This window comes from Streptomyces venezuelae (assembly GCF_008642355.1).
In the GTDB taxonomy this organism is placed as follows: Bacteria; Actinomycetota; Actinomycetes; order Streptomycetales; family Streptomycetaceae; genus Streptomyces; species Streptomyces venezuelae_B.
Genome location: NZ_CP029193.1, coordinates 6,422,290 through 6,438,605, shown reverse-complemented (window position 1 = coordinate 6,438,605; position 16,316 = coordinate 6,422,290). Strand labels below are relative to the sequence as shown.

Below are 16,316 nucleotides of genomic sequence, written 5' to 3'. Positions count from 1 at the left end.
CGGGCCCGAAGGGAAACTTGTTGTCGCCGTGCAGGTCAGGTGGGCGGCGCCGTGCCGAGCCCGGCCGCGAGGGCCTGCTGCATCTGGCCGATGCTGGCCCTGGCCCGCGCTGCCGCGATCATCGACTCCATGACGTTGCGGCCCGCCGCGACGTCCTCGGTGAGGGCGCGGAGCCGGTCGTCGCAGTTCCCGCGCTCGAAGGGGGTGCGGCGCCCGGGGACGACGCCGGACCGCAGTTGCCGTTCGGTGAGCCAGTCCTCTTCCTCGGACTCCTCGGCGTCGACGACGCCGACCGTCGGGCCGCTCCCGGTGTAGGCCATGTCGTCGATGCGTGACTCCAGCCAGCCGCTGCGCAGGCAGCTCAGCAGGCCGCCGCGGGCCGCGATGTCGTCGAGCCAGCCACTGGCCTCCGCCTCGATCTCGTCGGCGATGCGCGCGATCACGTCGGAGCCGCCGAGCGGGTCGATGTGCTGCGCCAGATCCGTCTCCTTCAGGAGGATCTGCTGGACCCGCAGCGCGACGCGCGCCGACAGCTGTCCCGGGGTCTGCGCGGCCTCGTCGAAGCCGCACACGTGCAGTGACTGGACCCCGCCGAGGACGGCCGCCATGGCCTGGACGGTCGTGCGCGCGATGTTGTTGAGCGGTTCGCTCGCGGCCAGGGCGGAGCCGAAGGTGTTGACCTGGATGCGCATGCGGGTCGACTTCTCCTCGGTCGCGCCGAAGAGGTCCACCATGCGGGTGGCGTACATCCTGCGCAGCACCCGGAACTTCGCGGCCTCGGCGAGGACCTCCATGTGGGTGCCGAAGATGAAGCTGAGCCGTGGTGCGACCTGGTCGACGGTGAATCCGCGCTCCAGCATGCCCTGGAGGTACGTCTCCGCGTCGGCGATGCCGAGCGCCACCTCCATCGCCCGGTTCGCGCCGGCCTCGCGGGCGTGTCCGCCGGAGATCGACACGGGGTTGACCTTGGGCAGGTGGCGTACGCAGTACTCGATGACGTCCAGTGAGAAACGGAAGCTGTCGTCCAGGTCGAACACGAACGCCTTGCGGGCGGCGTGTTCCTTGAGCATCTCGTTCTGCAGCGTGCCGCGCAGCAGCGCGGGGTCGACGCCCGACTCCTCGGCGACCACGATCCACAGGGCGAGGATCATCGGCGCGGTCGCGTTGATGGTGAACGAGACCGACACCTGGTCCAGCGGAATCCCGTCGAACACGGCGGCCAGGTCGTCGACGGTGGCCACCGAGACGCCGGCGCGGCCGACCTCGCCGACAGCCGTCGGGTCGTCCGGGTCGAGACCGAGTTGGGTGGGCAGGTCGAACGCGAGGGAGAGCCCCGTCTCGCCGCGGTCGAGGAGATAGTGGAAACGCTTGTTGGTGTCCATTCCGTCGCCGAGACCGGCCAATTGCCTGATCGTCCACGGCCGGGACGTATATCCCTTGGGATGAAGTCCGGCCTCGTAGGGGAACTCACCGGGTTTGGTCATCGTCGCCGCCTTCCAGTTCTGCGCGCAGCCGGTCGCCATAGGTGTCCAACACGTCGGTACTCAAAATGTCGTTGTGCTCGCATTCCACCGTGATCTCGGTGACCGGCCCCGCGACGTGCCGGGTCCAGTCGCGTGAGTAGCCCGCGTCGAGCTCCTTGCCCACGGCCTGGAACACCACGGCGGCGCCGTTGAACACGTCCGGTGCGTGGCCGTGCCAGAGCTCCGAGTTGAATCGGAGGTTGTGCACGACGTGGCTGATCATCCAGGCCGGTGGAATGGCCGCGCCGAGAGAGGAATGGCTTTCGATCCATTCCACCAGTTGTTCCTGGGATGCCTTTTCGGGCGGCGCGGGCAGGTCCGCGTTCTTGGACACGAAATACCGCAGTACGTCGATCTCGTCGAATTCCTCGTCCGGTGAGCGGTGCGTGCCGGATTCCACCAGTGCCGCGTCGAGCAGCACCAGCCGCCGCACTCGTGCCCCCCTGCGTTCGAGGACCGTGGCCATCTGGTGAGCGACGACGCCGCCGAAGGACCAGCCGAGCAGGTCGTAGGGCCCGTCGGGCTGTTCGGCCTGGACGAGGTCGGCGTAGTGCTCGGCCATCTCGCGTACCGTGCGCGGCCGTTCGCCGTCGTCCGGGGTCTGCTGGATGCCGATGATCGGACGCCGTACGGCGCCGCCCAGCGCCCGGTAGGCCCAGCTGACGCCGCCACCGGGGTGGATGCAGAACAGCGGGCGTCCCTCGCCCTGGCGCAACCTCACGACCTGCGGCATCTCGTCGGACGCGGACCAGCTGTAGAGCTGCCCGCTCAGGCCCCGTACGGTCGGCGCCTCCATCAGGGCGCGCACACCGATCTCGGTGTCGAAGGCCTCCCGCACGGCCGCGACGACCCGCATCGCGGACAGCGAGCTGCCGCCCAGGTCGAAGAAGGAGTCGTCGACCCCGACCCGCGGCACCTCGAGGACCCGTGCGAAGACGTCCGCGAGGATCTCCTCCACCGGTGACGACGGCGCCCGGTACACCCCACCGGTGAACTCCGGCTCCGGCAGGGCCCGCTTGTCCAGCTTGCCGTTGACGGTCAGGGGCAGTTCGTCGATGACCATGACCGCGGCCGGGACCATGTACTCGGGCAGCCGCACGGCCAGGTCGCCGCGGACCGCGCCGCCGTCGACCGGTACGGCCGGGTCCGCGGGCACGACGTAGCCCACGAGTTGCTTGCCCGCCTCGGTGGCGCGCACGGTCACCACCGCACGCTCCACCCCGGGCACGGCCGTCAGGGCTGCTTCCACCTCGCCCAGCTCGACCCGGAAGCCGCGGATCTTCACCTGGTCGTCCGAGCGCCCGACGAATTCGAGTTCGCCGTCGGCGTTCCAGCGCACCAGGTCGCCGGTGCGGTACATGCGCGAACCGGGAGGGCCGAACGGGCACGCCACGAACCGTGACGCCGTCAGGCCGGGGCGGCCGACATAGCCCCGTCCGACGCTGCGACCCGCCACGTACAGCTCGCCGACCACGCCGACCGGTGTCCGGCGCAGCCCCGCGTCCAGCACGAACAGGGCGTCCCCGGGAACGGGAGTGCCGATGGGGGCCGCTCCCGTGCCGGGCCGCATGGGCCCGCTCATGGAGGCGTAGAACGTCTCCGTCTCCCCGTACCCGTTGATCATGGACCGGCCCGGGGCCCAGCGCTCGACGAGCGAGGCGGAGCACGCCTCGCCGCCCACGAAGACGGTGCGCACATGGTCGAGGCCCTCGGGCGAGAGCATTTCGAGCGCCGACGGTGTCTGGTTGACCGTGGTGATCCGCTCGGCGACGAGCAGCCGGTGGAAGTCGTCCGCGGAGTGCACGGCGTGCTCGGGGACGACGACCAGCCGGCCGCCGTGCAGCAGGGCGCCCCACATCTCCCACACCGACACGTCGAACACGTAGGAGTGGAACAGCGACCACACCTGATCCGGGGTGGGCTTGAAGGACCGCTCCGAGGGGGCGTACATCTGCGTGACGTTCGCGTGGGTGATGCCCACGCCCTTGGGCACGCCCGTCGTCCCGGAGGTGTAGGTGATGTAGGCGAGCAGATCGGGGTCCGGCGGCGGCAGCGTCCCGGACGGCGGCGCGGCCGTCCCGGGGTCCTCGACGTCCACGACCGGGACGCCGCACGCCTCGACGCGGTGGGCGAGTCCGGCCGTGGTGAGGACCGCGACGGGCGAGGCGTCACCGAGGACGAACCGCACGCGCTCGTCGGGGTGTTTGACGTCGATCGGCACGTACGCGGCACCCAGCTTCAGCAGCGCCAGGATCGCCGTCACGGTGTGCTGCGAGCGCGGCAGCAGCAACGCGACCGCATCACCCGTGCCCACACCGCGACCGGCCAGCAGGTGCGCCAGCCCCGTCGACGCGTCGTCCAGCTCCCGGTACGTCCACGACCTGCCGTCGAACACCAGCGCCACCTCGTGGGGCCGCAGGCGCACCTGCTCGGCGAAGAGCCGGGGGATCGAGGGGTCGGCGGCCGTCCGGTCGAGCACCGACCGCTGCCCGAGGTCGTCGAGGTGCGTGAGCTCCCCCGCGTCCAGGAGGTCGATCGACAGCACCGGGCGGTCCGCGTCGGCGAGCAGCGTCCTGAGCAGTCGCTGCCAGCGGGCCACGAGGCGCTCGACGGTCGCGGCGTCGTACACGTCGGTGCGGTACTCGACCACGCCGCCGATGCCCGCGGGACGGCCGGAGTCGTCGTGCCGCTCACGCAGACTGAAGGTCAGGTCCATGCGGGCGGTCAGGGTGTCCGCGCGCAGCGGGGTGATGTCGAGGTCCGGCAGGGACAGGTCGGGCAGGGTGACGTTCTGCCAGGCGAACAAGGTCTGGATCAGCGGGTGGTGGGCCTGCGTGCGGACCGGGTTGAGGCGGTCCACCAGCGCGTCGAACGGCACGTCCTGGTTGGCGAAGGCGTCCAGGCTGCGTTCCCTCACCTGTCCGAGCAGGTCGTCGAAGCTCATGTCGGCCGACACTCGGGTGCGCAGCACCAGGGTGTTGACGAAGAACCCGACCATGTCGTCGAACTCGGTGCGCCCCCGGCCCGCCGTCGGCACGCCGAACGCCACGTCGTCGTTGCCGCTCAGCCGCGACAGCAGCACCGAGAGGGACGTCGCCATCACCATGAACGTCGTCGCGTTGTGCTCCCGCGCGGTGCGGGTGACGCGTTCCTGGAGTTCCGCGGGCCACTCGACGACGACCTGCCCGCCCCGGTGGTCGGCGACCGGCGGGTAGGGCCGGTCGGTCGGCAGCTCCAGGAGGCCCTCGAACCCGTCGAGTTCCCGCTCCCAGTACGCCGACTGACGGCCGAGCCGGGTGTCGGGGTCGGCTTCGTCGCCGAGGAGCCGGTGCTGCCAGAGCGTGAAGTCCGCGTACTGCACCGGCAGCGGTTCCCGCTCCGGTGCCGTCCCGGCACCGCGGGCCCGGTAGGCGGTGAGCAGGTCACGGACCAGCGGTGCCAGGGACGAGCCGTCGGCGGCGATGTGGTGCGCCACGAGGGCGAGGCGGTGTTCCGTGGCGGAGACCCTGAAGAGCCGGGCGCGGAAGGGGATTTCGGCGGCCAGGTCGAAGGCGTGACGGGTGAGCGTGCCGATCTCGTCGTCCAGCCGCTGCCCGGTCCAGTCCTCGGCGTCCCTGACGGCGCAGGCGAAGCCCGCCCGGTCCACGTCGAGCACGCGCTGTTCGGGCACACCGTCCACGGCGGGGAACACCGTGCGCAGGCTCTCGTGCCGGGCCACGACGTCGGCGACCGCCGCGGCCAGGGCCCCGGCGTCCAGCGTGCCGGTCAGCCTCAGCACCAGGGGAATGTTGTAGGTGGCCGATGGCCCCTCGAGCTGGTGGATGAACCAGAGCCTGCGCTGGGCGAACGACAGCGGCAGCCGCTCCGGGCGCACGACCGCCTCCCAGGCCTGCCCGTCGCCCGACGGGGCGCCCACCAGGCGGGCGAGGCCCGCCACCGACGACGTGTCCATCAGCGCGCGCACGCCGATCTCGCGGCCGAAGGATTCCTGTACGGCCGCGACGACCCGCATCGCGGACAGCGAGTTGCCGCCCAGGTCGAAGAAGGAATCGTCCACGCCGACCCGTTCGACGCCGAGCACCCGCGCGAAGATGCCGCAGAGGATCTCCTCGACCGGCGACGACGGAGCCCGGTGCACGCCGCCGGAGAACTCCGGTTCGGGCAGGGCGCGCCTGTCGAGCTTGCCGTTGACGGTCAGCGGCAGCTCGTCGATGACGACCACGGCGGCCGGAACCATGTACTCCGGCAGCCGTGCGGCCACTTCGGCGCGTACCGTCGCGCCGTCCACGGTGAGGCCCGCTCCGGTGCCGGCGGGTACGACGTAGCCCACCACCTGCCGGCCGGCGTCGGTGTCGCGTGCCACCACGGCGGCGTGCGCCACCCCGGCCGCGTCGGCCAGCGCCGCCTCGATCTCGCCCAGCTCGACCCGGAAGCCGCGGATCTTCACCTGGTCGTCCGAGCGACCGAGGAATTCGAGCGCACCGTCGGCGTTCCAGCGCACCAGGTCCCCGGTTCGGTACATCCGGGACCCCGCCGGGCCGAACGGGCACGCCACGAACCGCGACGCCGTCAGGCCGGGCCTGCGCACATAGCCGCGCGCCACGCCGTGTCCGGCGATGTACAGCTCGCCGACGACGCCCGTCGGCACCCGGCGCAGCCCCGCGTCCAGCACGAACAGCGCGGCACCCGGGACCGGTGAGCCGATGGGGGCGCCGTCGCCGGGCCGCACGGGTGCGCTCATCGAGGCGTAGACGGTCGCTTCGGTGGGACCGTAGGCGTTGATCACCTCTCGGTCCGGGGCCCAGCGGTCGGCCAGCTCGGCCGGGAGCGCCTCGCCGCCCACGAAGACGGTCCGTACCGTGTCGAGCCCTTCGGGCGACATCCGGCCCAGGGCGGACGGCGTCTGGGTCAGGACGGTGACGCGTTCCTTCACGAGCAGGTCGTGGAAGTCGTCGGCGGAGCGGACCGTGTCCTCGGAGGCGATGACCAGGCGGCCGCCGTGCAGCAGGGCACCCCACATCTCCCACACCGACACGTCGAACACGTAGGAGTGGAACTGGGACCACACCTGGCCCGGCGACAGCTCCGACGTCCGTGAGGACGTGGTGAACAGCTGCGTCACGTTGGCGTGGGTGACGGCGACCCCCTTGGGGGTGCCGGTCGTTCCGGAGGTGTAGATGAGGTAGGCGACGCGGTCGGGGTCGGGGGCCGGGAAGCCGCCGTCGGCCGGGTGTCCACCGGCCGGCCGGGCGCCGTGCGCCGGTTCCGCGACGTCCACCACGGTGACGTCGTGTCCGCGCAGCCGCTCCGACAGTTCCGCCGTCGTCACGACCGCCGTCGGCGCGGCGTCCCCGAGGACGAACGCCAGCCGTTCGTCGGGGGTGTGCGCGTCGATCGGCAGATATGCGGCGCCCAGCTTCAGCACCGCGAGGACGGCCGTCACGGTGTGCTCCGAGCGCGGCAGCAGCAGCGCGACGACGTCGTCCGCGCCCACGCCACGCCCGGCCAGCAGTCGCGCCAGCTCCGTCGAGGCCCGGTCCAGGTCGTGATACGTCCACGAGCGGCCCTCGAACACCACCGCCACGTCGTCGGGCCGCTGCCGCACCTGCTCGGCGAAGAGCTCGGGCACCGTCACCGCGGCGGTCCGCTCCGAGAGCGCGGGCCGGTTCCCCAGGACGTCCAACCGCGCCAGCTCGTCGCCGTCGAGCACGTCGATGGTCGACAGCGGACGGTCGGCGTCGGCCGCCATCGCGGTGACCAGGGTCTCCAGCCAGGTCAGGATCCGCTCGGCCGCCTGCCGGTCGACGACGTCCGTGCGGTACTCCAGACGGAGCCGCAGCTGCCTGCCGGGCCAGGCCTGCAAGGCGATCGGGTAGTGCGTGAACTCGCGGCTGGAGGTGATCCGGACGCCCAGCCCGTCGCTGTCGAGCTGCCCGCCGGACGCCTTCAGCGGGTAGTTCTCGTACACGAAGACCGTGTCGAAGAGCCGCTGGTGGCCGGCGGCTCGCTGGATGTCGGCCAGCGCCATGAACTGGTGGTCCATGCCGTCGTGATGGGCGTCCCGCAGTGCGTCGATCAGCTCGGCGGCGGTCGTCGTGGCGGTCGTGCGGGCGCGCACCGGGACCGTGTTGATGAACATGCCCACGGCCGACTCGCTGCCGGGCAGATCGGCCGGGCGGCCCGAGACCGTGGCGCCGAACACGATGTCCCGGCCGCCGGTCAACGCGCCGAGCAGGCGCGCCCAGGCGGCCTGGAGCACGATGTTCGGTGTCGTGTTCCGCGCGCGGGCGAGGCGCTCCACGGCGCGTGTGACACCGGCCGGGAGGTCGGCTCGCAGCAGTCCGCGCGCGGCGGGGCCGGTGTGGCCGGCCGGGTCGACCAGGGTCGGCGTCTCCAGCTCCGCGAGCAGGTGCTGCCAGTGCCGTCGCGCGGCGCTCCAGTCCTGCGCGGACAGCCACTCCACGTGGCCGCGGAAGGCGGGGGCGGGGGCCAGGGGCTCGCGGCGGTAGGCGGCGAACACCTCGCGGAGGAGGATCTGGATCGACCAGCCGTCCACCACGATGTGGTGGACGGAGAGCACCAGCTCGTGCCGGTCGGGTGCCGTCCGGCGGATCAGGACGCGCAGCGGCGACCCGCCCGCGAGGTCGCTGCAGGCGGCCAACTCGGCGTCGAGCAGTTCCTGTTCCGACCCGTCATGGTGCGCGTCCACCGTGGTCCATGGCACGTCCGGCCGCTTCGGGATGATCTGCACCGGCTCGGTGAGCCGGTCGGAGACGAACCGGGCGACCAGGTTCGGATGGCGTGCCACCACCGTGCGCACGGCCTCGTGCAGGCGGGGCACGTCCAGCGCACCGGTGATCTCGATGCCCAGCTGCACGGTGTACAGCTCGGTGGGTTCGGCGCCGTCGGAGCGGCGATGGAAGAGCAGACCGGTCTGGAGCGGGGTCAGCGGGAGGATGTCGGCCGGTTCGACGATCTGCGCGAGCCGGTCGAGCTGCTGCTGGGTGACGACCGCGGGCAGCACGTCGGAGGGCGTGAGCCCACCGCCGCCGTTCTTCACGTACGCGGCGATTCCGGTGAGGGCGTCGTGCCAGCGCGTGTGCAGTTCGGTGATGTACGACCGGTCGACGCGCCCGCCGGACCAGCTCCAGGTCGCGTGGAGTTCCGCCCCCGTGCCGTTGCCGAGCACGGCGGCGTTGATGTCGACCGTGTGCGGCAGCAGCATCGGCCGGGAGCCGAAGCGCCGGGCCTGCGGTGATTCCAGCGGCCCGAGAACGCGCCAGTCACCGGCGCCGTCACCGGTCGGCGGCGTACCGCGTCGGCCCAGGTAGTTGAAGCCGATGGCGGGGTCCTCGCCGGGCAGCTCCGCGCCGTCGCCGAGGTACTTGAGCAGGCCGTACGTGATCCCGTCCGGGACGGAACGCAGCTGTTCCTTGGCGTCCTTGAGCCACGCGCCGAGGGCCGGGCGGCCCGCCAGGACCGTCTCCCTGTCCAGTGGCGACGCGGTCAGCGCGACCGGGTGCTTCGCGGTGAACCAGCCCACGGTGCCGGTCAGATCGGTGCCGGCGCCGATCTCGTCGCGGCGCCCGTGGCCCTCCACGTCGATGCGGAAGGGGGCGTCGAAGTGCCGGTGCTGCTGGGCCAGGGCCGTGCCGAGTGCGATGAGCAGCAGTTCCTGGACGCTCGTGTGCAGGGCCGCGGCAGCCTCGTTCACCAGGACGTCCGTCAGCTCGGCGTCGACCGAGACCGACAGCTGCTCCACGTCCGCCCACGCGTCGGCGTCCGGCCGCGCGGTGGGCAGCAGCGCGGCGGCCGTCTCGATGCGCTGCCAGCTCGGCAGCTGGTCGGTGACCTCCGGCGTGGTGGCGTACTCCGCCAGCGTCGTGGCCCAGCGCCGGAACGAGGTGCCGCCGGTGTCCGGCGCGATGTCCCGGCCGTCGGCGTGCCGACGCCATCCTGCCGCGAGATCCCGCTGGATGATCCCCCAGGAGACGGCGTCGACCGCCAGGTGGTGGACGACCAGCAGCAGTTGACGGACCGGTGCGGCCCACACGGCGCGCACCATGACTCCGCGGCGCGGGTCGAGTCCGCGCACGGCGGCGGTGAACGCGTCGTCGGTCAGCTCCTCCACGACGGCGACGTGGTCGGCGGCGTCGACCGAGCCCGCGGGCGGGATCGTGAGGTTCGCCGGTTCGCCCGGCGGGGTGTCGTCCATGCGCAGCCGGAGCATCGCGTGCCGGTCGAGCAGCGCCTGCAGGAGCGCGACCACGTCGCGGTGCTCCGCCCGCGCCGGTGCCTGGAACAGCATGGTCTGGTTGAACTGGTCCGTCGGCGCCGCCAGGGAGCCGAGCCAGCGGATGATCGGCGTCGCCGTGAGGGGGCCGGTGTCGTCGTCCGGTCCGAGCTCAGCGACCGCCGGGTCCGGCTGCTCCAGTACGCGGGCCACGCGCGCCACGGTCTGCTCGACCAGGATGTCGCGGGGCTTGCAGTGCAGGCCGGCCTCGCGGGCCCGAGCCACCACCTGCATGGAGGAGATGCTGTCGCCTCCGAGGTCGAAGAACGAGTCGTCGACGCCGACGCGTTCGACGCCGAGCACATGGGCGTAGACGGCGGCGAGGCTCGCCTCGGTCTCGGTGGTCGGCGCCCGGTAGCCCTCCGTGTCCCGGTGCTCGGGCGCGGGCAGGGCGTTCTTGTCCAGCTTGCCGTTGCCGGTCATGGGCAGCTCGTCCACGACCACGACGGCCGCCGGCACCATGTACTCGGGCAGCCACTCCCCCGCCAGGCAACGCAGCCGGGCACCGTCCGGTGTGCCCGCTCCATCGGCGTCGGCGACGACGTAGCCGACCAGTCGGCGGTGGCCCGGCCGGTCCTCCCGGACGACGACCGCGGCCTGCGCCACGCCGGGGGCCGCTCGCAGCACCGACTCGATCTCACCGGTCTCGACCCGGTACCCGCGGATCTTCACCTGGTCGTCGGCGCGCCCGAGGTATTCCAGCTCACCGTCGGCGTTCCACCGCACCAGGTCGCCGGTGCGGTACATCCGCGAACCGGGAGGACCGAACGGGCACGCCACGAACCGCGACGCCGTCAGGCCGGCCCTGCGCACATAGCCGCGCGCCACACCGTGCCCCGCGACGTACAGCTCACCGGCGACGCCCACCGGCACCCGGCGCAGTCCGCCGTCGAGGACGAAGAGCGCGGTGCCCGAGCCCGCGGCGCCGATCGGCACGGCTCCGTCCGCGGTCAGCGGCCTGCTCATCGACGCGTAGACGGTGCACTCGGTCGGGCCGTAGGCGTTGATCATCGCCCGTCCGGGGGCCCAGCGTTCGGTCAGCTCGGCCGGGCACGCCTCGCCGCCCACCAGGAGCACCGCGACCGAGGTCAGTCCCTCCGGGGAGAGCCGTGCCAGTGCGGACGGCGTCTGCGTCAGCACCACGACCTGCTCGGCGACGAGCAGGTCGTGGAAGTCGGAGGGCGAGTACACGACCTCCTCGGGGACCACGACCAGGCGCCCGCCGTGCAGCAGCGCACCGCACATCTCCCACACCGCGAAGTCGAACGCGTAGGAATGGAAGAGCGTCCACACGTGGTCGTGGGGCGCCAGGGGGGCGGCTCCGGGGGCGCCGGACTCGGCCAGCCGCTGGAGGTGCGTGACGATGAGGTCCGCGATGCCGCGGTGGGTGACGGCGACTCCCTTGGGGGTGCCGGTCGTGCCCGAGGTGTAGATGACGTAGGCGGTCCGGTCCACGGAGAAGTGCGGCAGGGCGGCGGTGGGCTGCCCGGCGAGGGCCGGGTCCTCGACGTCCACGACCGTCGTCCCGTCCGCACCGGCCCGCTCCGCGAGCTCCCGGACGGTGACGACCGCCACCGGCTCGGCGTCCTCCAGCACGAACGCCACCCGCTCGTCGGGGTGGTTCACGTCGATCGGCACATAGGCGGCGCCGAGCTTCAGCACCGCGAGCACCGCCGTGACGGTGTGCTCCGATCGCGGCAGCAGGAGCGCCACCGCGTCTCCGGCGCGCACGCCGCGCCCGGCCAGCAGGTGTGCCAGGCGCGTCGATGCCTCGTCCAGCTCCCGGTACGTCCACGACCGGCCCTCGAACACCATCGCCACGGCGCCCGGTGTCCGCGACACCTGGCGGGCGAACAGCTCCGGCACGGTCGCGGGGTCGTACGGCTCCGACAGCACCGACCGGTTGCCGAGGACGTCCAGCCGGGTCCGCTCCTCCTCGTCCAGCACGTCGAGCGAGGCCAGCGGGCGGTCGGGCTCCGCGGCCATGGCGGTCAGCAGCCGCTGCCAGCGTGCAGTCATGCGTTCCACGGTCCCGGCGTCGAAGATGTCCGTGCGGTACTCGACGATCCCGCTGATCCCGGCGGGCCGGCCGTTCTCCGTGAACCGCTCACGGAGGCTGAACGCCAGGTCCATGCGGGCGGCCCCGATGTCGACCGATGCCGTCTCCATGTCCAGTCCCGGCACCGCGATGTCGGGGACCGTGTCGGTCTGCCAGCCGAACAGCACCTGCACCAGGGGGTGGTGGGCCTGCGTCCGGACCGGGTTGAGCCGTTCCACGAGCGCGTCGAAGGGCACGTCCTGGTGCGCGAACGCGTCCATGCTCCGCTCCCGCACCTGCCCGAGCAGTTCGTCGAAGCTCTGCTCGCCGGTGACCTGGGTGCGCAGCACCAGGGTGTTGACGAAGAAGCCGACCACGTCGTCGAGCTCGGTCCGTCCCCGGCCCGCCGTCGGCACCCCGAACGCCACGTCCGCGCTGCCGCTCAGGCGGGACAGCAGCACCGAGAGCGCCGCCGACATCACCATGAACGTCGTGGCATCGCGTTCCCGCGCGACGCGCTGCACCAGGGCGTGGAAGTCCGCGGGCAACTCGACGGCGACGCGGCCGCCGTGCCGCCCCGCCTCCGCCGGATACGGCCGGTCCGTGGGGAGTTCCAGCCTGCCGGGGAGGCCTTCCAGTGCCTGCTCCCAGTACTGCGCCTGTCGGCCGAGCGCACTGTTGGTGTCCGCTTCGTCGCCCAGCAGCGCGTACTGCCGGAGCGTGTGGTCGGCGTACTGGACGGGCAGCGGCGACCAGGAGGGCGCGTGTCCTTCGGTGCGCGCCCGGTAGGCGGTCCACAGGTCGCGCAGCAGGGGCGCCAGCGACCACCCGTCGACCGCGATGTGGTGCATGACCAGCACCAGCCGGTGTTCCGCGGGCGACACGACGAAGAGCGTCGCCCGGAAGGGCGCTTCGGCGGCCAGGTCGAAGGTGTGTCGGCCGCGCTCGGCGACTGCGTCGGCGAGCCGCGCCGGTGTCCACGCGGCGGCGTCGACGACTTCCCAGCCGACGTCCGCCGCGGCCACGTCCAGGACACGCTGCTCCGGTACGCCGTCCACGGCCGGGAAGACGGTACGCAGGCTCTCGTGCCGTGCCACGACATCGGCGACCGCCGCGCCCAGGGCCGTGACGTCCAGCTCGCCGGTCAGCCGCGACACCAGGGGGATGTTGTACGTCGACGACGCCCCCTCCAGCTGGTCGATGTACCACAGGCGGCGCTGCGCGTACGACAGCGGCAACCGCTCCGGACGCGCCACGGGCACCCATTCCGCGCCGCTGTCGGCCGGGCTGCCCACCAGCCGGGCGAACCCCGCCACCGACGGGGCCTCCCACAGCGCGCGGACCCCGATGTCGGAGCCGAAGGACTCCCGCACGGCCGCGATCACCCGCATCGCCGCCAGCGAGTTGCCGCCGAGGTCGAAGAACGGGTCGTCCACGCCGACCTGCGGCAGCCCGAGGACCCGCGCGAAGATTCCCGCCAGGATCTCCTCCACCGGCGACGAGGGGGCCCGGTAGGCCCCGCCGGTGAACTCCGGTTCCGGCAGGGCCCGCTTGTCCAGCTTGCCGTTGACCGTCAGCCGCAAATCGTCGACGACCATGACCACCGCGGGGACCATGTACTCGGGCAGGTGCCCGGCCACCTCGCCACGCACCGCGGCGCCGTCCACACCCGCCGCGGCGTCGGCGGGCACCACGTAGCCCACCAGCTGCTTGCCCGCCTCGGACGAGCGCACCAGCACGGCGGCCCGCGCCACCCCGGGCACCGCGGCCAGCGCGGCCTCGACCTCGCCCGGCTCCACGCGGAAACCGCGGATCTTCACCTGGTCGTCCGAGCGGCCCACGTACTCCAGCTCGCCCTCGCGGTTCCACCGCACCAGGTCGCCCGTGCGGTACATCCGCGCCCCCGCGGGGCCGAACGGGCAGGCCACGAACCGTGACGCCGTCAGCCCACCGCGCCCCAGGTAGCCGAGGCCGACGCCGGGGCCCGCCACGTAGAGCTCACCGACGACGCCGACCGGCACCCGGCACAGCCCCGCGTCCAGCACGAAGAAGGCCAGGTCGGCGAGGGGCACGCCGACGGGGCTCACATGGCTGTCGAGGTCCGCGGCGACGATGCCGCGGAAGGACGCGTGGACGGTCGTCTCCGTCGTGCCGTACATGTTGATCAGGTGCGGCCAGGTCTCGCGCCGCTCCAGCCACGCCCGCAGCTTGGACGGCTCCAGGGCCTCTCCGGCGAAGACCACGGCCTCCAGCGCGTCGAGCCCGTCCCCGGGCTGCCGTTGCATGTCGGCAGCCTGAAGGGCGTAGAAGGCCGACGGTGTCTGGCTGAGGACGGTGACGCGCTCGTCGATGAGCAGCTGCCGGAAGTCATGGGCGGACCGGACCACGTCCTCGGGGACGACGACGAGGCGTCCGCCGTGCAGCAGCGCGCCCCACATCTCCCAGACGGACACGTCGAACGCGTACGAGTGGAACAGCGACCAGACGTGGTCCGGGGACGGTACGAACCCCGGGGCCGTCGAGGTGAACAGGCGTGTGACGCTCGCGTGGGTGACCGCGACGCCCTTGGGCACGCCGGTGGTGCCTGAGGTGTAGATGATGTAGGCGGTCCGGCCCGCGTCCGGGAGGGCCGGGGCCGTGACGGGCTGCGCCGCGAGGCCGGGGTCGGCCACGTCGACCACCGTGACGTCGAACCCGTCGATCCGGTGCGCCAGCGAGGACGTGGTCACGGCCGCCACCGGAGCCGCGTCGCCCAGGATGAACGCCACCCGCTCGTCGGGGTGCTTGACGTCGACCGGGACGTACGTCGCGCCCAGCTTCAGCACGGCGAGGACGGCGACCACGGTCTCGGCGGAGCGCGGGAGCAGCAGGGCGACGTTGTCCCCCGCGCCCACGCCGCGGCCGGTCAGCAGGTGTGCCAGGCGCGTCGACGCCTCGTCGAGTTCCCGGTACGTCCAGGTGCGGTTCCGGAACACCAGGGCCGCGGCGTCCGGTGTCCGCGCCGCCTGGGCCGCGAAGAGCCCGGGTATGGACGCGCCGTCGGCCTGGTCCGACAGGACGGCGCGGTTGCCCAGGCGGTCCAGGTGCGCGTGCTCGTCGTCGTCGAGTACGTCGATGGAGAGGACCGGCCGGTCCATGTCGGCGACCATCGCGGTGAGGATCCGCTGGAATCGGGCCACCATCGACTCGACGGTCGACGCGTCGTAGACGTCGGTGCGGTACTCGACCACGCCGCCGATGCCCGCCGGTTCGCCGGACCCGGTGTACCGCTCGCGCAGGCTGAACGTCAGGTCCATACGGGCCGCGCGGGACGTGGTGGGCACGATGTCGGCCCGTACGCCCGGCAGCGTCAGCTCGGCGGCGATGTTGTTCTGCCAGCCGAGCATGACCTGGACCAGCGGGTGGTGCGTCTGTGAACGGGTGGGATTGATCAGGTCGACCAGCGCGTCGAACGGGGCGTCCTGGTGCGCCGACGCGTCGAGGACGCGCTTCCGCACCTGCGCCAGGAGCTGACGTCCCGTCAACTCACCTGCCATGTCCGCCCTGAGGACCAGTGTGTTGGCGAAGAAGCCCACGAGGTCGGCGAGATCGGCGTCGCGCCTGCCCGTGGTCGGGACCCCGAACGCCACGTCCGGGCTGCCGCTCAGCTCGGACAGCAGCAGGGAGAGCGCCGCCGAGACCACCATGAAGCCGGTGGACCGGTTCTCCCGCGCCACCTTCCGCACCTGTTCCTGGAGCGACGCGGGCCACTCCACCGGGATCCGGCTGCCGCGGTGATCGGCCACCGCCGGGTACGGCCGGTCCGTCGGCAGCTCCAGCCGCCCCTCGAAGCCGGCGAGCGCCTCCTCCCAGTACCGCAGGTGACGGCTGAGCGCGCTGTCGGGGTCGGACTCGTCCCCGAGCGTGTCGAGCTGGCGGAGCGTGTATTCGCTGTAGTGCAGCGGCAGCGGGGCCCAGCCGGGGGCCTCACCGGCGACGCACGCGGCGTACGCCACCTCGATGTCGCGCAGGAGCGGCGCGAGCGACAACCCGTCCGACGCGATGTGATGCATCACGAGCACCATCAGATGCTCGTCGTCGGCGACCCTGAACAGCCGCGCGCGGAACGGGATCTCGGCGCTCAGGTCGAACTCGTACCACGCCGTCCTCGCGACGGCGTCGTCCAGTGCGTCCGCCGGCCACCCCGAGGCGTCGACGACCTCCCAGCCGAACTCCGCGTCGGCGGCTGCCAGGACGCGCTGTTCCGCCACTCCCCGCACGGCCGGGAACACCGTCCGCAGGCTCTCGTGCCGGTCCACGACGGCGGACAGGGCCGCACCCAGCGCCCGAGCGTCGAGGCCCCCGGTCAGTCGCAGCACCAGGGGAATGTTGTACGTCGACGACAGCCCTTCCAGCTGGTGAATGAACCACAACCGACGCTGCGCGAAAGACAACGGGATCAATGCTCAACCTTACTTACGGC

2 protein-coding genes are annotated in these 16,316 nt (G+C 72.4%); both read right to left on the bottom strand.

The features are described 5' to 3' along the window. Positions 1-35 precede the first annotated feature (35 nt). Positions 36-1,484, bottom strand: coding sequence for a methylmalonyl-CoA mutase family protein (locus tag DEJ47_RS29550; RefSeq protein WP_161270924.1), 1,449 nt, complete (start codon positions 1,482-1,484; stop codon positions 36-38). Further along, entirely contained in the window at positions 1,468-16,296 is a 14,829-nt protein-coding gene (locus tag DEJ47_RS29545) for a non-ribosomal peptide synthetase (protein ID WP_150173324.1), read from the bottom strand. Before DEJ47_RS29545 ends, DEJ47_RS29550 begins: the two co-directional genes overlap by 17 nt. Positions 16,297-16,316 lie beyond the last annotated feature (20 nt).